21 protein-coding genes are annotated in these 23158 nt (G+C 67.0%); 12 read left to right on the plus strand and 9 right to left on the minus strand.

The genetic code is table 11. The features are described from left to right. From NNZ72_RS18495 to NNZ72_RS18510, 4 genes are all read right to left on the minus strand, one after another. A complete protein-coding gene (locus NNZ72_RS18495) occupies nucleotides 1–126 on the minus strand; it encodes a hypothetical protein (RefSeq protein ID WP_257316987.1) in 126 nt (41 codons plus the stop codon). 344 nt (nucleotides 127–470) lie between these two features. Further along, nucleotides 471–1487, minus strand: a complete 1017-nt coding sequence (locus NNZ72_RS18500) for a PAS domain-containing protein (protein ID WP_257316988.1) — start codon at nucleotides 1485–1487, stop codon at nucleotides 471–473. Between the two features lie 205 nt (nucleotides 1488–1692). Continuing rightward, on the minus strand, nucleotides 1693–2358 hold the full coding sequence (locus NNZ72_RS18505) for a response regulator (RefSeq protein ID WP_257316993.1): 666 nt from the start codon (nucleotides 2356–2358) through the stop codon (nucleotides 1693–1695). Further along, entirely contained in the window at nucleotides 2351–4045 is a 1695-nt protein-coding gene (locus tag NNZ72_RS18510; protein WP_257316994.1) for a hybrid sensor histidine kinase/response regulator family protein, read from the minus strand. The genes NNZ72_RS18505 and NNZ72_RS18510 overlap by 8 nt, the downstream gene beginning before the upstream one ends. A 660-nt stretch (nucleotides 4046–4705) precedes the next feature. Here NNZ72_RS18510 and NNZ72_RS18515 point away from each other — a divergent pair. Genes NNZ72_RS18515 through NNZ72_RS18565 form a run of 11 tightly spaced genes read left to right on the plus strand, consistent with a single transcriptional unit; the run spans nucleotide 4706 to nucleotide 16391 of the window. Then, nucleotides 4706–6466, plus strand: a complete 1761-nt coding sequence (locus NNZ72_RS18515) for a substrate-binding domain-containing protein (protein WP_257316995.1) — start codon at nucleotides 4706–4708, stop codon at nucleotides 6464–6466. 27 nt (nucleotides 6467–6493) lie between these two features. Then, the gene (locus NNZ72_RS18520) at nucleotides 6494–7711 is read left to right on the plus strand and encodes an ABC transporter substrate-binding protein (protein ID WP_257316997.1); all 1218 of its coding nucleotides are present in this window, start codon (nucleotides 6494–6496) and stop codon (nucleotides 7709–7711) included. 56 nt (nucleotides 7712–7767) lie between these two features. Beyond that, on the plus strand, nucleotides 7768–8652 hold the full coding sequence (locus NNZ72_RS18525) for a carbohydrate ABC transporter permease (RefSeq protein WP_257316998.1): 885 nt from the start codon (nucleotides 7768–7770) through the stop codon (nucleotides 8650–8652). Then, complete coding sequence (locus NNZ72_RS18530; protein WP_257316999.1) at nucleotides 8649–9476, plus strand: carbohydrate ABC transporter permease; 828 nt, start codon at nucleotides 8649–8651, stop codon at nucleotides 9474–9476. The genes NNZ72_RS18525 and NNZ72_RS18530 overlap by 4 nt, the downstream gene beginning before the upstream one ends. 3 nt (nucleotides 9477–9479) lie before the next feature. Then, nucleotides 9480–10259: an enoyl-CoA hydratase/isomerase family protein gene (locus NNZ72_RS18535; protein WP_257317000.1), complete on the plus strand. Its 780-nt coding sequence runs from the start codon at nucleotides 9480–9482 to the stop codon at nucleotides 10257–10259. A gap of 2 nt (nucleotides 10260–10261) precedes the next feature. Further along, the gene (locus tag NNZ72_RS18540; protein ID WP_257317001.1) at nucleotides 10262–11020 is read left to right on the plus strand and encodes an SDR family NAD(P)-dependent oxidoreductase; all 759 of its coding nucleotides are present in this window, start codon (nucleotides 10262–10264) and stop codon (nucleotides 11018–11020) included. Then, on the plus strand, nucleotides 11020–12102 hold the full coding sequence (locus NNZ72_RS18545; RefSeq protein WP_257317002.1) for a hypothetical protein: 1083 nt from the start codon (nucleotides 11020–11022) through the stop codon (nucleotides 12100–12102). Before NNZ72_RS18540 ends, NNZ72_RS18545 begins: the two co-directional genes overlap by 1 nt. Before the next feature lies 1 nt (nucleotide 12103). Next, a complete protein-coding gene (locus tag NNZ72_RS18550; protein ID WP_257317003.1) occupies nucleotides 12104–13156 on the plus strand; it encodes an ABC transporter ATP-binding protein in 1053 nt (350 codons plus the stop codon). Beyond that, entirely contained in the window at nucleotides 13156–14016 is an 861-nt protein-coding gene (locus tag NNZ72_RS18555) for an SMP-30/gluconolactonase/LRE family protein (protein ID WP_257317004.1), read from the plus strand. The genes NNZ72_RS18550 and NNZ72_RS18555 overlap by 1 nt, the downstream gene beginning before the upstream one ends. Next, nucleotides 14013–15149, plus strand: coding sequence for an extracellular solute-binding protein (locus NNZ72_RS18560; RefSeq protein WP_257317005.1), 1137 nt, complete (start codon nucleotides 14013–14015; stop codon nucleotides 15147–15149). Before NNZ72_RS18555 ends, NNZ72_RS18560 begins: the two co-directional genes overlap by 4 nt. Before the next feature lie 12 nt (nucleotides 15150–15161). Further along, complete coding sequence (locus NNZ72_RS18565) at nucleotides 15162–16391, plus strand: CaiB/BaiF CoA transferase family protein (protein WP_257317006.1); 1230 nt, start codon at nucleotides 15162–15164, stop codon at nucleotides 16389–16391. A gap of 81 nt (nucleotides 16392–16472) precedes the next feature. On the opposite strand, the gene NNZ72_RS18570 is transcribed toward NNZ72_RS18565, so the two are convergent. Further along, nucleotides 16473–17384, minus strand: a complete 912-nt coding sequence (locus tag NNZ72_RS18570; RefSeq protein ID WP_257317007.1) for a LysR family transcriptional regulator — start codon at nucleotides 17382–17384, stop codon at nucleotides 16473–16475. A gap of 99 nt (nucleotides 17385–17483) precedes the next feature. Between NNZ72_RS18570 and NNZ72_RS18575 the strand changes: the two genes are divergently transcribed. After that, on the plus strand, nucleotides 17484–18407 hold the full coding sequence (locus NNZ72_RS18575; RefSeq protein WP_257317008.1) for an alpha/beta hydrolase: 924 nt from the start codon (nucleotides 17484–17486) through the stop codon (nucleotides 18405–18407). 267 nt (nucleotides 18408–18674) lie between these two features. Here NNZ72_RS18575 and NNZ72_RS18580 read toward each other — a convergent pair whose 3' ends face one another. From NNZ72_RS18580 to NNZ72_RS18595, 4 genes are all read right to left on the minus strand, one after another. After that, on the minus strand, nucleotides 18675–19733 hold the full coding sequence (locus NNZ72_RS18580) for a Gfo/Idh/MocA family protein (protein WP_257317009.1): 1059 nt from the start codon (nucleotides 19731–19733) through the stop codon (nucleotides 18675–18677). A 21-nt stretch (nucleotides 19734–19754) separates the two neighbouring features. Further along, on the minus strand, nucleotides 19755–20696 hold the full coding sequence (locus tag NNZ72_RS18585; protein ID WP_257317010.1) for a sugar ABC transporter substrate-binding protein: 942 nt from the start codon (nucleotides 20694–20696) through the stop codon (nucleotides 19755–19757). 239 nt (nucleotides 20697–20935) lie between these two features. After that, nucleotides 20936–21715, minus strand: coding sequence for an ATP-binding cassette domain-containing protein (locus NNZ72_RS18590; RefSeq protein WP_257317011.1), 780 nt, complete (start codon nucleotides 21713–21715; stop codon nucleotides 20936–20938). Nucleotides 21716–21725: 10 nt separating this feature from the next. After that, complete coding sequence (locus NNZ72_RS18595; RefSeq protein WP_257317012.1) at nucleotides 21726–22838, minus strand: ABC transporter permease; 1113 nt, start codon at nucleotides 22836–22838, stop codon at nucleotides 21726–21728. Nucleotides 22839–23158 lie beyond the last annotated feature (320 nt).

A 23158-nucleotide genomic window follows, 5' to 3' on the forward strand; every position in this document is an offset into this window, starting at 1 on the left:
CTACCGCTCGGATCGCGGTGCCGTCGTCTCGTTCATGGCAGCCAGCAGGGCGGCGAGGTCCGTCGTGAAGGCTGCGAGCAGCGCCTTCGCCTCCGTCATGCGTTCGAGCAGATGCCCCGCCGGCATGCCGTCGTTCTCCGGCGTCGTCGTACGGGCCTGCGAAGGCTCGACGGGAAACGCGGAATTCCTGTCACATAAACGCAGGTGCGGGTGGGCTGGCATCCGATGACCCCGATGGTTGCGGCGTTGGCGATTGCCGAACCCGCTGTCATGTCGGAGTCGATACGATCGTATCTATTCGGTCATACTAAAGTATAGGATGCGTCTCTTGCCAATCCTCAAATCCGGACGCGGCGACCGCGAGAAAATGCCGGGGGAAATTGTTGAAGTTCCGTGCAAAATGCCGGACGTCGCGCATGCATATGCGCGTATATGAATAAAATTCCACAAATCCGTGCGGAGAGGAAGCGTCAGGAACAGGCGGCTTTCTGCCGGATCCCGATCCCGTCCGCGCAATGCGTCAGGACGATCCCGTGGCGTTCGAGCGCCGCGATGATCGCCGTGACCGTCGCATCCTTCATGTGCTCGTCCGTCGCCTCGTAGCGGCTGATCGTCGCCGCCGAGATGCCGGCCTCCGCCGCAAGCCTTGTCGCCGGCCAGCCGAGCATGGCACGGGCGGCGCGCAGCTGCTGGGGTTTCAGGATGGAGGTCCGGGTCCGGTCGGTGTCCGTTTCGGTCGTCGCAAGGCGCCAGATCTCCTGGAGCCCGCCAAGCCATTCGATCACGGTTCCGTCCTCGTGGAAGACCGGCAGGCAGCGGGCCAGCACCTGCCGGTAGACGCCGTCGGCGTAGCGTAGGCGATAGCGGCTCTCGAAGGGGATGTGGTCGCGCAGGCAGGCCGCCCATTTTTCCGCGAGGCCCGCCTGCTCGTCGGGATGGATCATCGCGATCCACCCGGCGGCGTGGCACTCGTCGATCGCCTGGCCGGTCATGGCTTCCCATCCGGTCAGATCGACGATGGTTCCGGCGGGATCCACGGTCCAGAAGACGCCGGAGGTTGCGTCGGCGAAGGTCGCAAGCCTTGCCCGCGCCTGATAGATGGCGGCCTTCGCCTCCCGTTCGGCGGACAGGTCCTGGACGAGGCCGGCGAGACGGCCCGTCGAGACCGATCGCTCGGCCGCGACCCTGATCCATCGGGGAGGGCGATCGTCCTGGACGACCCTGACGTCGCGCGACACGGAGACGCCCATTCCCGACAGGGAGAAGATGGAGCGCAGGTCCTCGCTGTCTTCGGGATGCATCATGGAAACCCATCGCTGGACCGTGAGGGCCTCGCCCGTCGAAAGGTTCAGCAGGCGCAGGAAACCGTCGGTGCCGCGGATTTCCCCGGACGCCATGTCGGCATTCCAGAATCCGATGCTGATGAACTGCTCGGCCAGCTGCACGTAATGTCGGGACGATATGAAGTTCGGCTGTCTGTTCTGCATCTCATCCATTCGGCCAGCGGAATGCGACCGACGGTGAACACGATTGGATGCTTTCGCCTGGACGCGCCGCGTTTCTCCATCTGGTCGGTCATGACATCCGGTTCGCCTAGCACGGGAGCCGCGAGGGTGGATATCAGGTGATTACCTGACAGAACGCAAAATACCGATGCGGCCGGCGGGCAAGGGAGATCGTCGGTCCGCCGCGCTACGGTTGGATCAACTGCTCTCTGATCGCATAGCGGACGATCTCCGCCACGGTATGGACGTCGAGCTTTCGCATCGCCGCCATCCGGTGGGAGTCGACGGTCTTGATGCTGACATTCAGCCGCGTCGCGATGCTTCTGTTCGTCGCGCCTTCCGCCACCAGCTTCACCACCTCGCGTTCCCTCGGGGTGAGGAGCGGCTGCATGGAAGCGTTGGGGGCGGGCGCAGGCGCGCTGGAAAAACCGGCCCCCGTCGCGCGTCCGACGAAGGTCCGCCCCTCGGCGACGGCGGAGATGGCCTCCAGAAGGACGACGTCGTCCTCGTTTTTCGACACCCACCCGCGGGCGCCCGCCTTCAGAAGGTCCATGAGGAGCTGCTGCTCCTCGTGCATCGTGTATATCACGACGCCGAGGCCGGGAAACTGCCGGCAGAGGCTCCGGGTCACCTCCAGGCCGTTGCACAGGGGAAGGGAGACGTCGAGAACGACGACATCCGGCCGGTGCGCGTGGGCGAGCTGGAGCGCGGCCTCTCCGTTGTCCGCCTCCGCGCAGACGTGCCAATCGGGATGCGCGGCGAGGCAGGTCCGCATGCCCGCGCGGATCAGCGGATGATCGTCGGCGATCAGGATACGGATCCCCTTGGCTCCCGGTTCGATATCGTCAGTCATCCTGGTCTTCTTTCCTGTCGGAGCGCCGGGCGGCTGTGGTTGCGACCTCTATCGGCAGCCGAAGCCTGACCGTGGTGCCGCGATCCTTCCGGCTGAGGATTTCCACCCGGCCGCCGCTCCGGCGGACGAAATCTACGACCTGGCTCAACCCCACGCCGCTGCCCGAGCCCGGGGCCTTGGTCGTGAAGAAGGGGTCGAAGGCCTGATGCCGGACATCGTCCGTCATGCCGACGCCCTCGTCGCCGATGCAGATGTCCACCCAGCGCGATACAGCATCGCCGTTTCTCTCTTCGACGACAAGGGTGCCGATCGTGATGGTACCGCCCGACGGCATGGCGTCGCGCGCATTTAGGACGAGATTGACGATCGCGGACCGGAACTGTGCCCGATCGGCGAGGCAGGGCGCCTCCTCGTCGGACAATGCCGTGGCGATCCCGGTGCGCGGCCCCGCCGCCTGCGCGAGGATCGGCAGGGCATCGGAGAGGAGCCGGTTGACGTCGGCCACCTCCGGCCGGGTTTCGGCATTGCGCGATTGCGACAGCAGCTGGCTGACCATGTCCCGCCCTGCCGAAAGGGTCCGGTCGATCTCGCCGAGCACGGCGAGGGCCTCCTGCCTGCCCTCCATCATCGGCCGCAGCACCGTCACCCCGGAGCGGATGATCCGCATGAGGTTGCCGATGTCGTGGGCCACCCCGGCGGCGAAGCGCCCTATCGCCTCCAGCCTCTGTGCGTGCTCCAGGCGGATACGCGCCCTTTCCTCCCGTTCCCGGCTGCGGTACGACAGCCATTCGAGCGCGAGAAGAAGCAGTTGCAGGATGACGGCGCCGACGATGCCGGCCCGGGCGTGCGATCGCCATTCCTTCATGGCGTCGGCCTCGTCGAGCGTCATGAGGACGACGACGGGTATGGAGTTCAGGCGCTGGTACCCGATCACGCGGCTGACGCCGTCGATCGGGCTCCTGCCCCAGTAGACGCCGCTCCTCTGCGCGTGGAGGTAGCTCCGGAACGGCTCGTCGTCCGCGAAGGACACGCCCATGGCCTGCTCGTTGTGGGGCGAGCGGGCCAGCAACGTCCCGTCCGCGAGCGCAAGCAGGATCGTCCCGCCGCTCATCCAGAGCTGCGTGTAGAAATGCTCGAAATAGAGCGGCTCCACCGCCGCGACGACGATGCCGCCGAAGGTGCCGCTTTCCGCATTGATCCGCCGGCTGAGGCTGATGAACCAGACGTTGCGCGACCGGCTCTTCAACGGGCCGTCGATATGCATCTGAACGGAAGGGTCCGTTTCATGCGCCCTGAAATAGCCGCGGTCGGCGAGGCTGACGCGCGGCGTGCCGGGAAAGTCCGTATCGTGGGAGATGAAGCCGTCGGGCCCGATGACAAAGAGGGCGCGGACATAGGGCAGGGTGGTGAGGCGCTTGTGAAGCGCGCCGCGAAACGCCGGATCGTTGTCGGCAAGCTCCGGTCTCTTGACGATTTCAGCCGCGATGTCCTGCAGGTTGAGGTCGATGGACTGAACCGTCCTGACCAATTGCTCCGACATCACGTGGACGAGGTTGGAGACGGTCTTCTCCGCCTCTTCGCGCGCGGCGGCATGGCTCCGCCAGAGCTCGTACGCCAGCAACATGGCGATGCACAAGCTGAGCGCGATCGAACGTCTCGACCGGTAGATCTGGCGACCTACGTCCATCCAATTGATCATGAGAAACAATAGCCAAAGCACATGGAGATTGCGGCTGTGCTTTAGACGGTTTTCCGTGCCGCGAGCACCGTCATGTTTGCAAGGCAGGTGTGTGGGGCACCCGCTTGGAGCCTCCCCGGTGATCGCGGTTCACGGCGGATTCCTCAATTGGCCAGGCGCAACAGGCCGAACGCCAATGCGATCTGGAAGATTATGGACAGGATCACCAGAAAGAGCCAGAAAAGAAGAAAGAACATATATTTGTTTTTCATCGGGCGAGGTCTCCGCCATTGAGTGACATCCGTGGTCGTTGCTGCGCGTTTCGACCGCGATATTCGGATGCCGGCAAAATGAACTTCATGAATTGCGTCGATCTCCTCCCTCCGTGCGCCGCCTAGCATAGGCATCCGGCCGGGAACATCAGGTGACCACCTGATAGGGGGCGGACGCGTGCGGATTAATCGGCGATCGATGCCGCCGATGCCAACCTCGGCGCGCAGGACGCCGGCAGCGCCCGGAACCGGCGTGCGACGCGGGCCTTCCTTTCACTGCTTTTGTGATCGTTTTTGATCGATCTTTGCTGAATGATCTCGATTGCCGGCCGGATCGGCCCGCGATCCCGTTGATATGCCGCAACGCCTTCGTGATTGTGCCCGCAAAGGAGATCAAATGATCAAAGAGCAGCGACATGCGAGGATTCTTTCCCTGCTGCGCCAGCAGGGCGTGGTGAGCATGGAGGAATTGCGGCGCTTCATGCCCGGCGTCGCCGCCGTGACGATCCGGCGCGACCTCGTCCAGCTCGACGAAGCCGGGGCGCTCCGGCGCCGTCATGGCGGCGCGGTGCTGCCGGACGATACGCTCGTACGCTCCAAGGGTGCGCTGCCGGGGGCGGAAGCGAACTCGCTCGCCTCCGACCTCGATTCGCTCAATGCGGTCGTCCTGCCGCCGATCTCCGGCCGGGGAAGCGAGGTGCTCCGGCGGGAGATCGTGCGCCGCGGCATCCCCTTCATCGCCGAAAGCGCGTCCCAGCCGGGCGGGGCCTATCTCGGCCCGGACAACTTCGCCGCAGGCGTGGAGCTCGGCCGTCTCGCGGCCCGCGAGGCCGGCGACGGGCCGCTCTCGATGCTGGTGATCGGCCTTGCCGAATTGCCCAACACCCGCGAGCGCGTGGCGGGTTTCGAGGCGGGCCTGGCCGAGGCGGGCGTCAAGCCGGCCGCGGTGCACCGCGTCAACGGCCAGGGCAGCTACCGGGTCAGCCTGCGCGTCGCCCACGACGCCTTCGCGGCCGACGAGACGATCAACCTGGTCTTCGCGGTGAACGATCATGCAGCCATAGCGGGGATCGAGGCGGCGGAGCGCCTGGACAGGCGGGTCGCGGTCTATTCGATGGGGGGCGAGAGCCCCGCCTTCATGGCGCGGCTCGCCGAGGCCGGCCCGTTGCGCGCGGTCGGCGCGCTGTTTCCCGAAGTGGTCGGGCGCCTCGGCATCGACATGGCCGTGCTCGGCGTGCTCGGCCAGCCGCTCGCCGACACGATCACGCCGCACGCCATCGTCACGCCCGGGACGCTGGCGGACTACTTCGAGGACACGGCCGATGGCTGGCGCCTCAGGGAGGATGTGCTGGAACGGCTGAGCAACGTCCGCCCCGGCTTCCAGACGAAGCTGCTGCGGTCGCGCCGGATCGGCTTCCTGCCGCACTATCCCGCGCATGACTGGTATCGCAGCATCGCCAGCGCCATGCAGGTGCGCTGCCAGGCCTATGGTGCGACGCTCGTCATCTCGCCGCCGCATCACGGCATCTCGGCGGAGATCGCCCGCCTGCGGCGCGAGCTGGCCCAGAGTGCCGCACAGCTCGTGCAGCCCGGCACGGTGGTGGCGCTCAACGAGGGACAGGCGAACGTCTTCCTCGCGGAGGAGCTGCGAAGCCTCGCGGCGACCCGGCCGGAGCGGCTGCAGGGCGTGACCGTGCTGACCAATTCCTTCGACGTCCTGCACGCGCTGGAGGACGTGTCCGCGCTCAAGGTGATCCTGACGGCCGGGGAATACCAGAAGGCCGACCGGTGCCTCGTCGGCCCGAGCCTGGGGGCGATCTTCGAGCGGGTCCGCCCGCATCTCGCCTTCATCGCGGTCGACGGCGTGACCCCCGGCTTCGGCCTGTCGTCGCTCGACGAGCGGCGCGCGCTGGCCGCCCGGCGCTTCATCAACGCGGCGCAGACCGGCATCGTGCTCGCCGACAGCGTCGCGCTCGGCTCCGACGCCAACCACCACATCGCCGGCGTCTCGCAGATCCGCGCCGTGCTCACGGACGACGGCGCATTGCCCGAGGAACGGCAGCGTTTCCGCTCGGTCGGCGTCGATGTGCTGATCGCGGGCGAAGTGCTTCCCGAACAGGCCTTCGAGCCGGGCGGGAACTATCGAAGTCAAACCTGAAACAATCACATCGCGAGGGAGGAAACCATGAAGCGATCATTTCTGACGACCGTCGCCCTGGGAACGGCACTGCTGGCCGCCGGGCCGGCGCTGGCTGAGGAGGTCACGCTGCAGTTCTGGGACAACCAGCAGACCGAAAGCGGCCTTTCGGACGTGCAGAAGGCCGCCGTCGAGCGGTTCATGAAGGAAAACCCCGACATCAAGATCGAGGTGACGACCGTTCCCTATCCGGAATACCAGCAGCGGCTGCTGACCGCCGTCCAGGGCGGCAATGCGCCGGACGTCGCGACGCTCGACCAGATCTGGGGCGGCGCCTTCGCCAAGGCCGGCGCGGTCGCCGACCTGACGGAACGGGCGGGCGCGGCCGGCCTCACCCGCGACGGCTTCTTCGGCGGCGCCTGGGATTCGACGGTGGTGGACGGCAAGCTGTACGGCATCCCGTTCAACGTCGACGTCTGGCAGTTCAGCTACTACAACAAGGCGCTGCTCGATGCCGCCGGGATCGATCCGGCGAGCCTCGGCACCTTCGACGGCCTGAAGGCCGCGGCCGGGAAGCTCACGGCGGACGGCAAGTTCGGCGTCGGCCTGTTCGGTCACAAGGGCGAGGACACGGTGGTCGTCGGCGACTCCTTCATCTTCTCGAACGGCGGCAGGATCCTCGACGACGACGGCAACTGCGCACTGACGGAGGCACCCGCGGTCGAGGCGCTCACCTATCTCCAAGAGCTCGCGAAGTTCGCGCCCGCCGGCATCCTCAACGCCTCGTCGGGCGACATGCGTGAACTGTTCCTCAACGGCTCGCTCGCCATCGAGTTCTGGCCGGCGCTGGAACAGCCGACCCTGCAGAAGAGCAGCCTCGACTGGGGCTTCGTCAATGGCACCGCGCCGGAGGGCAAGACGCCGGTCGGCACCTTCGGCGGCTGGAACCTCGCCGTCTTCGAGACGTCCCAGCACAAGGATGCGGCCTGGAAGTTCATCCAGTTCATGGTGCGCGAGGACGTGAACGGCGACGTGGTCGACCTCATCCCCGCCAACAAGAAGGCCGCGGAGGCCTTCCTCGCGAAGAACCGTCAGGACCCGCAGACGATCATGGCGCATCTCGACAACGCCAAGGCCCGTCCGCTCTCGCCGCGTTATCTCGAAGTGGCGGACGCGCAGATCGCCATGTTCCAGGACATCTACGCGGGCAATGATCCGGCCGCGGCCGCGGCGAAGGCCTGCGACGTCATCAACACCCTCAAGTAACTCCAGCGTCTGCCGCATCCCGGAAACGGGATGCGGCAAGGGACAAGGCTTTTCCGATGCGCCAAGATCGCCGGCTCCACTGGCTGCTTCTTGCACCCGCTCTCGTCCTGATGGCGGTCATGCTGTACTATCCGATGCTGGGCACGGTCTATGAGAGCCTCCATGAGACGAGCTTCCTGAACCCGGACCCGAAATTCGCGGGCCTGGCGCTCTATCGCCGCGTGCTGGCGGACGGCACCTTCGCCCAGGTGCTGGCGAATTCCGTCGTCTGGACGCTCGGCGTCGTGCTGCTGCAGAACGTCCTCGGCTTCCTGACCGCGCTCCTGCTCAACCAGAACCTGCCCATGCAGGGCGCCTTGCGCGCCGTCGTGCTGCTGCCCTTCATCCTGCCGGGCGTCGTTGCCGCCATCCTCTGGCGCTTCATGTACGACCCGCAATTGGGCCTCGTGAATTCGCTGCTGCTCCAGGCCGGCCTGATCGAGAACAGCGTCGCCTGGCTTGCCGACAGCCGCATGGCCATGGCCTCCGTCGTCGTCGCCGCGGTCTGGAAGGGCTTTCCCTTCTCCATGCTGATCTACCTGGCAGCCCTGCAGAACGTCGACCGCAGCCAGATCGAGGCGGCGATGCTCGACGGCGCGGGCCCCGTCCGCCGGCTGATCGACGTCACCCTGCCCGCCATCCGCGACGTCGTGGTCGTCAACATCGTGCTGACCCTGATCCTCACCTTCAACTATTTCGACATCATCTGGGTGCTCACCAAGGGCGGCCCGCAATCGGCGACCCACATCTTCCCGACCAAGATCTACGAGACCGGCTTCGGCCAGTTCCGCTTCGGCGAGGCGGCGACCTACGGCGTGTTCTCCATCCTCGTGCTCGCGGTGCTGGTGGCGCTCTATGCCATCGTGCAGGGCGGCGCCAACCGCCGGAGGGCCGCGGCATGAGACAGTCCCGCGCGGCCCGGCTCGGACTGATGCTGCTCCAGCTTCTGCTGGCCCTCATCGTCCTCCTGCCGTTCTTCTGGATGGTCTCCGTCAGCCTGAAGCCGCCGACGGAACCCTTCGCGATCCCGGCCCGGCTCTGGCCGGACGATCCGACGATCGACAACTACGTCACGGCCTTCCGGCCGGAATTCCGCACGTATTTCCTCAATTCGCTGGTGGTGTCGCTGTCGACGGTCGTCATCACCGTCACCCTCGGCCTGCTCGCCGCCTATTCCTTCACCCGGGCGCAGCTCGCCGCGATCTCGGCGCTGGTGGGGCTGGTGGTCCTGGCGCAGATGTTCCCGCATTCCGCGATCATCATCCCGATCTACAAGATGATGCGCGGCGCGAACCTGCTCAACACCTACTGGTCGCTGATCCTCGCCTATGTGTCGGTGACGCTGCCGGTGGCGATCTGGATGCTCAGGGGCTTCCTGCTGAAGCTTCCGGCGGCGCTGGAGGAATCCGCGGCCATCGACGGCGCGGGCCCGCTGCGCGTGTTCTGGGACATCGTCGTGCCGCTGTCGCGCCCCGGCCTCATCGCCACCGCCGTCTACGTGCTGATCGTCACCTGGCAGGAGTTCCTCTTCGCGCTCTCCTTCACCTCGACGAAGGAGATGCGGACCCTGCCGGTCGGGCTCAACGACTTCATCGGCCAGTACGGCATCCGCTACGGCGAACTGATGGCCTCCTCGGTCATGGTCTCGCTGCCGGTCATGGCTGTCTTCTTCTTCCTGCAACGCTATTTCGTCGCCGGCATCACCGCCGGTGCCGTGAAAGGTTAGGCCATGGCGCTGATCGAGCCCACCGATCTCCTCCCCGGCATCCGCCAGATCCTCTTCAACCGGCCGGAGAAGCTGAACGCGCTCTCCACGCCGCTGATGCGTGAATTCGAGGCCGCGCTCGACGATGCGGCGGCGGATCCGGACGTGCGCGTCGTCGTGCTGCGCGGCGCCGGCGGCAGGGCCTTCGTCGCCGGCGCCGACATCGCCGAATACCAGGGGAACAAGCGGGCGGAATTCATCGCCTACCAGCTCAATTCCCGCCGCGTCTTCGACAAGCTCGAACGCATTGGCAAGCCGATGATCTGCGCGGTCGACGGCTTCGCGCTCGGCGGCGGCTTCGAGATCGCGCTCTGCTGCGACATCCTCATCCTGTCCGAGAGCGCGCAGCTCGGCCTGCCGGAAGGCCGGCTCGGGCTCTGCCCCGGCGGCGGCGGCACGCAGAGGCTGCTGAGGGCCGTCGGCAGACATGCGGCGTCCGACCTGCTTCTCGCCGGCTGGCGGATGTCGGCCGAGCGCGCGCTCGCGCTCGGGATCGCCGCCGAGGTCGTCCCGGCGGACGGCATGGACGAGGCGATCCTGCGCCGCGCACGCGCCTGCCTGAAGATCGCGCCGCTCGCCGCGGCCGAGATGAAGCGGCTGCTGCGCGAAGGCCAGGACGCCGGCATCGAGACGGCGAAGAGCCTGGAGCAGGAGGTGCTGTTCCGTCTCTATTCGACGGCCGACGGCCAGGAGGGCATCGATGCCTTCCTGGAAAAGCGCGATCCCCGGTTCAGGATGGAATGATCATGGAATTCAACGGCAAAGTCATCGTCGTGACCGGCGGAGCCAAGGGCATCGGCCGCTCCTGCGTGGAGCTGTTTGCGGCGCGCGGCGGCCAGGTCGTCTTCTCGGACATCGACACGGCAAGCGGCGAGGCGCTCGCCGGCGCGCTCGGGCCGTCGGTCGCCTTCCTGCGCGGCGACGTGCGCAGCCTTGCCGACATGCAGGCCATGGCCGCACTTGCCGAGACGCGCTTCGGCGGCCTGGACATCATCGTCAACAATGCCGCCGTCGCCCTCAACGGCGCGATCGACGAGATCGACGAGGAGCGCTGGACCACCGTGATCGACACCAACCTCACCGGCTTCTGGCGAACCATGAAGGCCTGCGTGCCGCTGCTGCGCAAGCGCGGCGGCGGGGCGGTGGTCAACCTCTCCTCGGTCCAGGGCCTGATCGGCTTCCAGGGCTGGCCGGCCTATGCGGCGGCGAAGGGCGCGATCATATCGCTCACGCGGCAATGCGCCATCGACCTCGCCAAGGCGGGCATCCGCGTCAACGCGGTCGCGCCCGGCACGATCATGACCCCGATGAACGAGAAGATCTTCGAGGAGACCGACGACGCGGCGGCGCTGATCGACAGCTGGAACCGGGCGCATCCGATCGGCCGCTTCGGCCAGCCGGCGGAGGTCGCCGAACTCGTCGCCTTCCTCGCATCGGATCGGGCGAGCTTCATCACCGGCGAGATCGTACGCTGCGATGGCGGCCTCGCGATCCGGGGCGAGTGATGCAGGACCTCATTTCCATGGAGACGGCCTGCGGCCTGTTGCGGTTCGACCCCGCGGTCGGCAACATCGCCCGGCTGCGCTTCCGCTGGGCGGGCCGCGCGATCGAGCCGCTCTATGCCGCGCCGTGGCGCGACGAGGCCGAGGCGCAGCACGACCCGGACCTTTCCCCCGCCGAGCGGCGGCTGGCGGGCGACTTCTTCTGCGCGCCCTTCGGCGCCGCCGTCGATCCCGGCGTGCCGGCCCATGGCTGGACCGCCAACAGCCCCTGGCGCCTCCGGGAGCATCGGCCCGGCCATATGCGTCTCGCCCTCGAACGTGCGGTCTCCGGCGCGCGGATCACGAAGAGCCTCGCCCTCGCCGGGGATGCGCCGCTGCTCTACCAGGAGCACCGGATCGACGGCGGGGACGGCATTCTGCCCGTCTCCCATCATCCGATGCTGCACCTTTCGGGCCGGGGGCGCTTCTTCACCTCGAAGAAGCGCGCCGTCCTCACGCCGGACGAGGTGTTCCAGCCGGGGCGCTCCCGTCTCGCCTATCCGGCGCGCGCGAGCGAACTTACGCGCGTGCCCGGCGCGGACGGCGCGCCGGTGGACCTGACGCATTGGCCGATCGGCACGCGCAACGAGGATTTCGTCACCCTGGTGGAGGCGCCCGGAGCGGCGCTCGGCTGGTCGGCGGTGATCCGCGAGGAGGAGGACGACATCGTCTTCTTCCTCAAGGACCCGGGCGTCCTGCCGGTCACCATGCTGTGGTTCTCGAACGGCGGGCGCGACCATGCGCCCTGGAGCGGGCGCGTTCTCGGCGTCACCGGCGTCGAGGATGGCTGCTGCGCCGGACCGGCCGGCGAGGCTGCGGCCCGGCGGGAAAACCCGGTCTCGGCCGAAGGCGTGGCGACGGGCCTGCCGCTTGCCGAAGGGCGCAGCCACGTCGTCCGCCACGTGACGGGCGCCGTGCCGCGCCCCGCGGGCTGGACGACGATCGCCGACATAGCCGTCGCCGGGGACCGGCTGACGATCCTGGACGGGGCCGGGCGGCAAATGCTGCTGCCATGGCGCCGCGACTTCCTGAAAGGACATCCTTGACATGGCGACAATCGAGTTGCGCGGACTGACCAAGAGCTTCGGCGCCTATACCGCGCTCGGCGGTCTGGACCTCTCCATCGGCGACGGCGAATTTCTCGTCCTGCTCGGCCCCTCCGGCTGCGGCAAGTCGACCACCATGCGCATCGTCGCCGGTCTCGATGAACCGACGGCAGGCGAGATCCTGATCGGCGGGCGGCGCGTCAACGACATCCCGGCGCGCGACCGCGATCTCGCCATGGTCTTCCAGAACTATGCGCTCTATCCGCACATGACCGTCGGCGAGAACATCGCCTATCCGCTGAAGATCCGCAAAGTCGCGCGGCCCGAGCGGGAGGCGCTGGTCCGCGCCGCGGCCGAGCGGGTGGACATGCTGCTTCTCCTGACCCGCCGCCCGGCCGAGCTTTCCGGCGGGCAGCGGCAGCGCGTGGCGCTCGCCCGCGCCATCGTCCGCCGCCCGCAGATCTTCCTGATGGACGAGCCGCTCTCTAACCTGGATGCGAAGCTGCGCACGGTGATGCGCGGCGAGCTGAAGAACCTGCAGCGCGACCTCGGCGTCACCACCATCTACGTGACCCACGACCAGGTCGAGGCGATGACGCTCGCCGACCGCATTGTCGTGCTGAACAAGGCGGTGATCCAGCAGATCGGCACGCCCGCGGAAATCTACGCGCGTCCCGCCAACACCTTCGTCGCCGGCTTCATCGGCTCGCCGCCGATGAACCTCCTGCCCGGCCGGCTGCAGGACGGCTGGTTCAGGAGCGCCGGCGGACGTTTCCCGCTGGCGCAGGCGGCGGGCGACGTGACGCTCGGCGTGCGCCCGGAGCATGTCCGGCTGGCACCGGAAGGCGACGGCCATTTCTCGGGCACGGTCTTCTCGTGCGAGCTGCTCGGCGACTGCACGATCCTGATGGTCAAGGCGGAGGATGCGCTGGTCGCCGCCAAGCTGCCGCCCGAGGCGGCGTTCGAGAGGGGCGCGCCCGTCAGCCTGCGCTTCGAGGAGGGGCGCATGCACCTTTTCGATGCGGCGAGCGGCGAGCGCCGGGGGGAAGCATGATGCCGGACCCCATTCTTTCGCCGGATCGCCTGCGCGTCTTCTTCGACGGGATCTGGAGCGAACCGCGGCTCAGCCATCCGGAAGGCGTCGCCGTCGGGCCGGACGGATGGATCTGGTGCGGCAACCAGGACGGCGAGATCTGCCGCATCGCGCCGGACGGCAGCCGCATCGAGCGCGTCGCCGGGACCGGCGGCTTCCTCCTCGGCCTCGCCTTCGACGGCGACCGGGCGCTCTATGCCTGCGACCTCAGGCACGCCGCCGTGTTCCGGCTGGACCTCGCCGCCGGCACGCTTGCACGGCTCCAGGCACCGGGCCTGCGCATCCCCAACTATCCCGTCGTCGACCGGCAACGGGGCCGGCTTCTCGTCTCGGACAGCCACGATTCCGCGCGGCCCGGCCCGGGCATCTGGTCCTTCGACCTGTCGGGCGGGCAAGGGCGGCTCTGGTGCGGCGCCGACTTCGCCTTCGCCAACGGTCTCGCCATGCGGCCCGGCGAGGCGGCGCTCTATGTCTGCGAGACGTTCGCGCAGCGGGTATCGCGCATCGGGGTCGCCGACGACGGCAGCGCCGGCGCCATCACCCCGTTCGTCACCGGCCTGCCCGGCTATCCGGACGGCATTGCCTTCGACGCGGCGGGCAACCTGCTGGTCTCCCTCTACGAGCCCTCGCGCATCCTGCGCGTCGACGGCGCGGGGAGCGTGCGCGTGCTCGCCGAGGACCCGACGGCGCACGTGCTCTGCCATCCGACCAACGTCGCCTTCGACGGCACGCGGCTTTTCGCGGCCAATCTCGGCCGGTGGCATATCACCGTCATCGACTGCGACGTCGGGGCCCCGCCTCTCTGGAGGGCGACGGCATGACCTTCGTCGGCCTGACCTGGGATCATCCCCGCGGCTACGATGCGCTCGCCGAGACGGCGCGGCGCGCGAACGCGGAGCGTGCGGAACCGCTGATCCACTGGAACAAGCAACCCCTCGAAGGCTTCGAGAGCGCGCCGATCCGCACGCTTGCGGAAGAAAACGACCTTCTGGTGATGGATCATCCGCATATCGGCGAGGCCGTCGCGGAAGGCTGCTTCCTGCCGCTCGAGGACCTCTATTCCGCCGAACAGATCGAGGCCTGGCGGCGCGGCAGCGTCGGCCCCTCGGCCGAAAGCTATCGCTGGGACGGCCGGACCTGGGCCCTGCCGCTGGACGTCGCGACGCAGGTCATGGCGCGCCGTGCCGACCGCGTTCCCGCACCGCCCTCGAACTGGGACGAGGTGGTGGCGATCGCCAGGCGCCTGCCGGTGGCGCAATCGCTCGCCGGACCCCATGCCGTGCTGACGCTGATGTCGATGGTGGCGGGCGCCGGCGGCCGTGTCGGCGGGGCGGAATTCCTGTCCGATGCGAAGGGTGCGGCCGCGCTCGACATCATGCAGCGCCTCTACGCCCGCCGCCCGTCCGGCAGCGAGACGCTCAATCCCATCGGCCTGCTGGAGGCCATGGCGCGGGGCGGGGACGTCGCGCTCGTGCCGCTGGTCTTCGGCTATGTCACCTATGCCGCTGCGGGTCATGCGCCCCATGTGCTCGCATTCTCGGACACGATCCGCGCGGCGGAGGGCAGGGGCGGCGTGATCGGCGGCACCGGCATCGCCTTTTCCCGCCGCTGCCGGCCGACGGCGGAGCTGCTCGCCCATATCGCCTCGCTGCTGTCGGTGCCGACGCAGGTCGAAACGTTCCCCGCCTTCGGCGGCCAGCCGTCCGCGCGCGCCGCCTGGCAGGATGCGGCCGTCAACGATGCCTGGGGCGGCTTCTACCGCAACACGCTTACCACCGCGGAGACGGCGCTGCTGCGCCCGCGCTTCGACGGCTACATCGCCTTCCAGACGGCCGCGGCGGAACGCATCCGCGCGGCGCTGGAGCGGCGGGAAGAACCGGAAACCACCCTTGCGATCCTCCGCACCCTCTGGCTGCGCGCGCGCCACGGGACGCGAGGACATCTCGATGACTGAAAGGCAGATCCCATGACCGAGACCCAGACCTCCACCCCGGCCGCGCTGGAAGGCATCCGCATCCTCGACTTCTCCCATCTCCTGCAGGGACCCTTCGCCACGCAGCTGCTGGCGGACATGGGGGCGGACGTCATCAAGATCGAGCGCCCCGGCAAGGGCGATCTTTTCCGCTCCCTCACCTTCCGCAACAAATGGGTGGGCGGCAGCGAGAGCCCGAATTTCCTCGCCTGGAACCGCAACAAGCGGTCGATCGCGCTGAACCTCAAGTCGCCGGAGGTGAAGGCCATCGTGATGGAGATGGCGAAGAGCGCCGACATCGTCGTCCAGAACTTCCGGCCCGGCGTGATGAAGGCCCTGGGCTACGGCTATGAGGATTTCCGCGCGGTCAATCCGCGCATCATCTACTGCTCCGGTTCCGGCTACGGCGAGGACGGCCCCTATGTCGACCGGCCCGGACAGGACATGCTGGTGCAGGGCCTGACGGGGATCATGGCGGCGACGGGCCAGGCCGATGCGCCGCCGACGCCGGTCGGCGCGGGCTTCTCGGACCAGGTCGGCGCGATGAACATGGTCTACGGCATCCTCTCGGCGCTCTACTGGCGGGAGAAGTCGGGGCTCGGGCAGGAGGTCAGGGTGAACCTCCTTGCCGGCATGCTCGCCCACCAGAACCAGGAAATGGTCATGGCGCTGAACTTCAACGAGGATTTCCAGCGCCCCCGGTCGGGCATCGGCCATCCCGGCATGGATGCGCCGTTCGGGACCTACCCGACCAGGGACGGTTGGGTGACGATCGCCATGAGCCCCTACCGCACGCTCGTCGGCGTGCTCGGCAACGACGAGCTGCTCGTCTACGACGATCCGGGGAAGCTTTTCGCGCAACGCGACGAGATCTGGCGCAGGCTGGCGGCGGAGACCGGAAAGTGGACGACGGCGGCGCTGCTGGAGGCCCTGCTCGCCGCCGACATCTGGTGCGGCGAGGTGAAGTCCCATCTCCAGGCGGCGGAGGACCCGCAGGTGCGCCACATGGAGCTGGTGACGAGCTACGAGCATCCGCGCGCCGGCACGGTCAAGGTGGTGGCGCCGGCCGTGCGCCACTCCGAGACACCCGCGACGATCCGCCGGCCCGCACCGCTGGTCGGCCAGCACACGCGCGAGATCCTGCGCGAATTCGGCTATCCGGAAGACCAGGTCGACGCCTGGCTCGCCTCCGGGATCGCCTATGCGGAGGTGGTTCCCGAATAACCCGGCCTCGATCGGAACTGGCCGGACGGCCTCATCCGGTAGATGCCCGGCCATGCGGCCGGTACCTCACTGAAGCTGCGGCTATCGGAACGATGCCTCGCCTTCCCGATGGCGCAGCGCCTCGATCAGCGCGGCAAGGGCCGGCGGATGCTGCCGCCGGTTGGGGTAGTAGAGGTGGTAGCCCTCGAAGGTCTTGCGCCGGTCGGAGAGCACCTCGACAAGGTCTCCGCCGGCGATGTGACCGGCCACGAAATCGAGCGGCAGGTAGGCGAGGCCGAAGCCGGCGAGGCAGGCCTGCCGCACCTGCAGGACGCTGGTGAAGACGAGCCTGCCTCCCGTCGTGACGCGCATGTCCTTCCCGCCCTTGCTGAAGGTCCAGGCGAAGAACTCGCCGTGAGTGGGCAGGCGCAGATTGATGCAGACGTGGTCCGACAGGTCTTGCGGCCGTCGCGGCGGCTTGCGTCCCGCAAAGCAGGATCGCGCGCCGACGACGACCATGGGTATGTCCGGCCCGATGCGCAGCGCGATCATGTCCTTCGACACGAGCTTTCCGCGCCGCACGCCCGCATCGAAGCGCTCGCGGACAACGTCGGTGCGGCCGTAGTCCGTCACCAGCTCGACGTTGACCTCCGGATAGAGCGCCAGGAAGCGCTCCAGCGCCGGCCACAGCAGGCTGAGGATCGCATATTCGTCGGCCGACAGGCGGATCGTGCCGGACGGCCGCTCGCGCAGCGATCCGAGCCGGGCGAAGCCGCGGCCGATCTGTTCCAGAGCGGGCGCCACCTCCGACAGCAGCCGCTCGCCCGCCTCCGTCGGCGAGACGTTCCGCGTCGTGCGGTTGAGAAGGCGGATGCCCACCCGGTCTTCCAGATTGCGCACGGTCTGGCTCAGCGCGGACTGCGAAACGCCGAGCCGTGCGGCGGCGCGCGTGAAACTGCCCTCTTCCGCGACGGCGACGAATGCATTCAGGTCACGCAGATTCTCGTTCGGCATCCATAAGCCCTGCTAATCATGGCATCCCGATTGAACTGTCTAATCGAAAACCGGAGCGGGCGCTATCTTCGGGTTCACCGAATGGAAAGGAGACAGAACATGAAATCCGTGACCTTCAGGAACAAGAGCTGGGACGTGGCCGCCGACCTGCACCTGCCCGCCGCCTTCGACGAGGCGAAAAAGTATCCGGCCATCGTGGTCGCGCATCCGATCAGCTCCTGCAAGGAGCAGACGGCCGCGATCTACGCGTCGAGGCTCGCCGCGCTCGGCTATGTCTGCCTCGCCTTCGACGCCTCCACGCAGGGGGCAAGCGGCGGTCCCGGCCGCTATCTGGAAGACCCGGCGGCGCGCATCGAGGATTTCCGCTGCGCGGCCGATTACCTCGTGACGCTGCCCTATGTCGACGAGAACCGCATCGGCGTGCTCGGCATCTGCGGGGGCGGCGGCTATGCGGTCAACGCGGCCATGACGGAGCGCCGCTTCAAGGCGGTCGGCACCATCGTCGGGGCGAATTACGGCCGGCTGTGCCGCGAGGGCGATCTCTCCGCCGGCGCGGCGATCAGGGCGCTCGAAGGCATCGGCGCGCAGCGCACGGCCGAGGCGCGCGGGGCGGAGACCGCCGTCACAACCTATATCCCGCAATCGAAGGAGCAGCTCGAATCCTACGGCATCGAGGATGTCGACGTGGTCGAGGCGGTGGACTACTACACGACGCCGCGCGGCCGGCAGCCGGGCTCGCCCAACAGGCTGAACGTCGTCAGCACCGGCGCGGCCTTCACCTTCGATGCCTTCCATCTGGCGGAGAAGCTGCTGACCCAGCCGCTGCAGATCGTCGTCGGCGGCGGGCAGGCGGGTGCCTTCGGCTCCTATCGCGACGGGTTCGAGCTGTTCAACAAGGCGGCCTCGAAGGTGAAGGACATCCTCGTCGTTCCCGGCGCCACGCACTACGACCTCTACGACAAGCCCGATTGCGTCGATCAGGCCGTCGACAGGCTCAGGGCGTTCTACGGCGAGAACCTGTGACCTGATCGACGTTCGTCTCCAAGTCTTAAGTCTTCCGGAACCCCTGCGCAGCAGCCCGCAGGGGTTCTTGGTGTTCAATGCAAATAATGAACGCCGCAAGGCAGATGGCAGAAATCCATTTGCCACTTCGTTCGCATGCCGGCCTCGGTCGTTCGATCCCGATTGGCCTGGAGGGTCGGGGTCTTCTCAGGCAGCGGCCGGTATCGCTCGCTCACCTCTCCCTCGCTTCGCAGGCATGCCGGTCGGAAACGCGTGATGATCGGCCACCTAGTAGGTCACCGGGACCATCGTGCCGCTTTCGATCGATCGTTTCGCGGCGAGGGCGACCGCCAGCGAGCGGAGGCCGTCGGCACCCGTTGCGATCAGCGCGCCGCGGCCATGAACGGCGTCATGAAATGCCCCGATGTTCGGTTCATAGAGGTTTGTCGGCCGGATCGGCACATCCTGCGCGCCGTCGTCGTTCCGGAGAACCAGCCTGCCGCCCGGGGTCTGCTGGAGGTTCTCGGTGGCGATCAGGGTCCCCTTCGTTCCATGTATCTCCAGCCGGTGTTGCGCGAAGGGCGTGGTGAAGGCGTCGAAGAAGGACGCCTTCACGCCGTTCCTGAACCGTATCGCGCCAATGACGCTGTCCTCGATCCCGGAACGGGCCAGGCCGCTGTTGCCGCCGACGGCGAACACGCTCTCGGGCTCGGAGTCGAGAAGGAAATGGAGGAGGTCGGCATCGTGGACAGTAAGATCGAGGACCACCCCCGAGCCGGCCGAGGTATCGTTGATCCTCCAACCCTGCAGATGCGGGGGAAGATAGCTGGCATGCGTGAGCGCGACCGAGACGATGTCGCCGATGCAGGCTTGGCGGAGCATGTCCTTGACCGCCGCGTGCGGGGCGGCGTTGCGGAGATGATGGTTGACGGCAAGGACCACCGAGGCGTTCGTGCACGCGTCGATCATGTCCCTCGCCGCACCGAGCGTGAGAGCCAGCGGCTTTTCGCAGAGAACGTGCTTTCCGGCGGCCGCGGCGGCGAGGACGTGCTCGTGGTGGAAGGCGTTGATCGTGCCCACGTAAACCGCGTCGATGCCGGAGCGCAGGAAGTCCTCGGAAGATGTGAAATATTGCGGGATGCCGTTCCTGGCGGCATAGGCGGCCGCCCTCTCCCGATCGCGGCCGCATAGCGAGACGATCTCGCCGCCGCGCGCGCGGATGGCGTCGATCATCCATTCCTGTGCGATCGTCGTCGCGCCCCAGATTCCCCAGCGGACTGCCATAACCAATTCCCTCTGATCCAAAGCAGTTCGGCGCAGCGATCCTGCTGCGCCGAGTGTTTTCACCGTTGCGAATGGACGCGTCGGCTAGCGGATGCCCTTGGTCGAGAGGTCGATCACTTCCGCCGCCATGTCTTTCGTCACGAAGCGCGGACCGGTCAGGACGTCATTCGCCGGCACGATCTTGGAGTGCTTGTAGAGCTGGAGGAGCGCGACCGGCAGGTAGCCGTACATGTACTGCTGCTGATCGATGCAGAAGATGGCATTGCCGTCGCGGACGGCCTCGAGCATCGCGGGGGAGAGGTCGAAGGACCCCAGGTTGATCTTGCCGAGCTGGCCCGTGGCCTTCAGCGCCTTCAGCGCCGGCTCGCCGGCCACCATCGCGGCCGTGGAAAGGATCGTGTCGATCTCAGGGTCGGCCTGCAGCGCGGCGCGCACCTTGGCTTCGATGTCCGCCGGGTCCATTGAGGTCTGGAGGACGTTCACCGCCCCGCCGAACCCTTCGGTGAAGCTGTTGCAGCGGATGTCGATCGTCACGTTGCCGGGCTCGACGTTGATGCAGATCGCCTTCTTGCCTCCGGCCTCCTTCAGGCGCTCGCCCGCCATTCTCGCGGCGAGGGCCTCGTCCTGGCCCACGAATGCCAGCGCGCCGAGCGTCTTGTAGGCGTCCTGTCCCGAGTTCACGGCGATCACGGGGATACCGGATTCGACGGCGCGCTTCACGGCCGGGCCGAGCGCATCCGTGTCGGGAAGGGTGACGACGATGCCGTCGGGACGCTGGTTGACCGCCGCGTCGATCAGTTGCCCCATCGCGACCATGTCGAAGGTCTCCGGCGCGCGGTAGTCGACGCTGACGCCCAGGTCCTTCCCGGCCTGGAAGAAGCCGTTCTTGACGATGCCGTGGAAGGCGTCGGCCGCCTGCCCGTGGCTCACCATGATCACACGCATGTCTTCCGCTCCGGCCAGGCCCGGTGCGAGCAGGAAGCCGAGGCCGACTGCCAGTGCGAATTTCCTCAATGCCTGTTTCATTCCATCCTCCCGATATTAGGTGCGGGATACGATCATCCACACCGGTAACGCCTCAAGCATGCCAGTAAATGCATTGCTATGCAAATTATAGAGAACTGAAATTTTTTCAAATCGCTATCTTATTGTCATAATGATGATTCTAATAATCAATGTTTATCAAATAGTTATATGAAGAGCCTGTATGGCGTGAAATGAAAAATCCAGTGCGTCGCCATATGGATAGCATTGCAAGCGCATCGCTAGACCGTACCGGCGAGCGATCCCTCGAGAGCCTCGAGTTCCTGGCCCCCGGCCATGAGATTCTGGAGCTCCTCCGCCGTGATCTCGCCGCGCTTCGCGGTTCCGTGGGTCCGGCCGCGGTTGAGAACGGTGAAGCGGTCTCCCACGGCCATGGCATGGCGTACGTTGTGCGTGATGAACACCACGCCGACGCCGCGTTTCCGGACCTTGTCGATGGTCGCCAGCACCTTCGCCGTCTGCCGGACGCCGAGCGCGGAGGTCGGCTCGTCCAGGATGAGCACCTTGGCGCCGAAGTGCACGGCGCGGGCGATGGCGATGGTCTGCCTCTCGCCGCCGGACAGCGTGCCGACGGCCTGGTCGGCCTCGCGGAGATTGATGCCCATGGAACGCATCGATTCGATGGTGATGCGTTCGGCGTTCTTGACGTCGAGCCGCCTGAAAGGCCCCCAGCCCTTCGTCGGCTCGCGGCCCATCCAGAAGTTGCGGGTGACGCTCATGAGCGTGATCATCGCCAGGTCCTGATAGACCGTCGCGATCCCCGCATTCATCGCCTCGCGCGGGTTCCTGAAGGTCGTCGGCTGCCCCTCGACGAAAATCTGGCCCGCTGACGGCCTTTGAACACCGGACATGATCTTGATGAACGTCGACTTGCCGGCCCCGTTGTCGCCGAGCAGGCAGTGGCATTCCCCCGGCACGACGTCGAAGGAGACGCCCGCCAGTGCAATGATGTTGCCGAAGTGCTTCTCGATCGCTTCCATGCGGACGATGGGTGCGGTCATGTCGGATCTCCTATCGTTCGCCCGTTACGCGCCGGCGGATGGCATTGTTGAAGAGCACGGCGATGAGAAGCATTCCTCCGAGGAAGACCTGGTACCAGTCCTGGTCGATGCGGGTGTATGTCAGGCCGATCATGACCATTCCGAAAATGATGGAACCGAGGAAGGCGCCGATCGCGGAGCCGTAGCCGCCCGTCAGGAGGCATCCGCCGATGACGGCGGCGATGATCGCCTCGAATTCCTTCTGGAAGCCGCGGCGGGGGTCCGTGGAGCCGGCATCGAGGACGGTTATGACCGCGACCAGGGCGGCGCAGCAGGCGGTGATGATGAACAGGTAGGTCTTGACGCGCCGGACCGGGACGCCGGAATTGGTCGCGGCCGCGGCGTCTCCGCCGGACGCGAAGATCCAGTTGCCGAAGCGCGTGCGCAGCAGCACCCAGGTGGCGATGGCCGTCAGGGCGAGGAACCACACGAGCTCGATCGGAACGCCCGGCGCCATGGGGGCTCCGTTCGGAAATTTCGCGATGACGTCATGGTCGGCGAGCCATTGGAAGAAGCCGGAGAATGCGTCGCCGGCGAGGAAGGGCAGAAGGGGGTCTTCGGAGACGCGGTCGGCGATGCCGCGCAGCTGCGTCGAGCCGCCCGTTGCCCACTTCACGCCGACGAGCGCCAGTCCGCGCAGGATGAACAGCAGGGCGAGGGTGACGATGAAGCTGGGCAGGCCGGTCCGCAGGACGATCTGGGCATTCGTCGCGCCGATCGCGATTGCCGTCAGCATGGTCACGAGAACCGCGACGAACAGCGGCATATCGAGAACCGTCACCGTCGCGCCGAACACGAGGCCGGCGAAAGCCACCATCGATCCGACGGAGAGGTCGAACTCCCCGCCGACCATCAGCAGGCTGGCGCCGATGGCAAGGATGCCCACCTGCGCCGCCGGGCTGAGGAAGTTGAGGATGCCCGACAGGCTGAACATGACGGGATCCGCCGTCAGGGCGAAGAATACGGTGACGAACGCCAATCCGGACAGGGCGCCGAGCTCCGGACGCTTCATGAGCTGCGCGATCCAGGAAGTATGCCTCAACCGCTCGTCCTGGGCGGTTGGCTTTGCGGTCGTCTCGTTCATTCCGAAGCCTTTTCGTCATCCGAGGTTTGAACTGCGGCGCCCGAAGCCTGCGGGCCCGGGCGCGTGTGTGTCTTGAACCGGCAGCGCATCACGACGGGCGATGGCCGCGGGCGGGTGAGCGGATCGCTCCCATGGCGATCCCGTTGCAAGGTTGCATTCCGGGTTCTGGGCTGGTGCCGGGGACGCGTCCGGCGGTCTTCGGGTTGCCGAAAGCCCGCGCAGGAAGCATTTTCCGCAGACGCATGGCCTCTACCGTGTTCGGCAGCGTCCATCTCTCTCCTCCGTTCTCCTTATATTGCATTGCTATGCAATTTTCCGTA

This window comes from Shinella pollutisoli, assembly GCF_024609765.1.
Classification (GTDB): Bacteria; Pseudomonadota; Alphaproteobacteria; order Rhizobiales; family Rhizobiaceae; genus Shinella; species Shinella pollutisoli.

Excerpts from the sequence above, each read along its gene's own strand:
- NNZ72_RS18495 (WP_257316987.1), bottom strand. The coding sequence starts at position 126 with ATGCCGGCGGGGCATCTGCTCGAACGCATGACGGAGGCGAAGGCGCTG.
- NNZ72_RS18500 (WP_257316988.1), bottom strand. The coding sequence starts at position 1,487 with ATGCAGAACAGACAGCCGAACTTCATATCGTCCCGACATTACGTGCAG.
- NNZ72_RS18505 (WP_257316993.1), bottom strand. The coding sequence starts at position 2,358 with ATGACTGACGATATCGAACCGGGAGCCAAGGGGATCCGTATCCTGATC.
- NNZ72_RS18510 (WP_257316994.1), bottom strand. The coding sequence starts at position 4,045 with ATGGACGTAGGTCGCCAGATCTACCGGTCGAGACGTTCGATCGCGCTC.
- NNZ72_RS18515 (WP_257316995.1), top strand. The coding sequence starts at position 4,706 with ATGATCAAAGAGCAGCGACATGCGAGGATTCTTTCCCTGCTGCGCCAG.
- NNZ72_RS18520 (WP_257316997.1), top strand. The coding sequence starts at position 6,494 with ATGAAGCGATCATTTCTGACGACCGTCGCCCTGGGAACGGCACTGCTG.
- NNZ72_RS18525 (WP_257316998.1), top strand. The coding sequence starts at position 7,768 with ATGCGCCAAGATCGCCGGCTCCACTGGCTGCTTCTTGCACCCGCTCTC.
- NNZ72_RS18530 (WP_257316999.1), top strand. The coding sequence starts at position 8,649 with ATGAGACAGTCCCGCGCGGCCCGGCTCGGACTGATGCTGCTCCAGCTT.
- NNZ72_RS18535 (WP_257317000.1), top strand. The coding sequence starts at position 9,480 with ATGGCGCTGATCGAGCCCACCGATCTCCTCCCCGGCATCCGCCAGATC.
- NNZ72_RS18540 (WP_257317001.1), top strand. The coding sequence starts at position 10,262 with ATGGAATTCAACGGCAAAGTCATCGTCGTGACCGGCGGAGCCAAGGGC.
- NNZ72_RS18545 (WP_257317002.1), top strand. The coding sequence starts at position 11,020 with ATGCAGGACCTCATTTCCATGGAGACGGCCTGCGGCCTGTTGCGGTTC.
- NNZ72_RS18550 (WP_257317003.1), top strand. The coding sequence starts at position 12,104 with ATGGCGACAATCGAGTTGCGCGGACTGACCAAGAGCTTCGGCGCCTAT.
- NNZ72_RS18555 (WP_257317004.1), top strand. The coding sequence starts at position 13,156 with ATGCCGGACCCCATTCTTTCGCCGGATCGCCTGCGCGTCTTCTTCGAC.
- NNZ72_RS18560 (WP_257317005.1), top strand. The coding sequence starts at position 14,013 with ATGACCTTCGTCGGCCTGACCTGGGATCATCCCCGCGGCTACGATGCG.
- NNZ72_RS18565 (WP_257317006.1), top strand. The coding sequence starts at position 15,162 with ATGACCGAGACCCAGACCTCCACCCCGGCCGCGCTGGAAGGCATCCGC.
- NNZ72_RS18570 (WP_257317007.1), bottom strand. The coding sequence starts at position 17,384 with ATGCCGAACGAGAATCTGCGTGACCTGAATGCATTCGTCGCCGTCGCG.
- NNZ72_RS18575 (WP_257317008.1), top strand. The coding sequence starts at position 17,484 with ATGAAATCCGTGACCTTCAGGAACAAGAGCTGGGACGTGGCCGCCGAC.
- NNZ72_RS18585 (WP_257317010.1), bottom strand. The coding sequence starts at position 20,696 with ATGAAACAGGCATTGAGGAAATTCGCACTGGCAGTCGGCCTCGGCTTC.
- NNZ72_RS18590 (WP_257317011.1), bottom strand. The coding sequence starts at position 21,715 with ATGACCGCACCCATCGTCCGCATGGAAGCGATCGAGAAGCACTTCGGC.
- NNZ72_RS18595 (WP_257317012.1), bottom strand. The coding sequence starts at position 22,838 with ATGAACGAGACGACCGCAAAGCCAACCGCCCAGGACGAGCGGTTGAGG.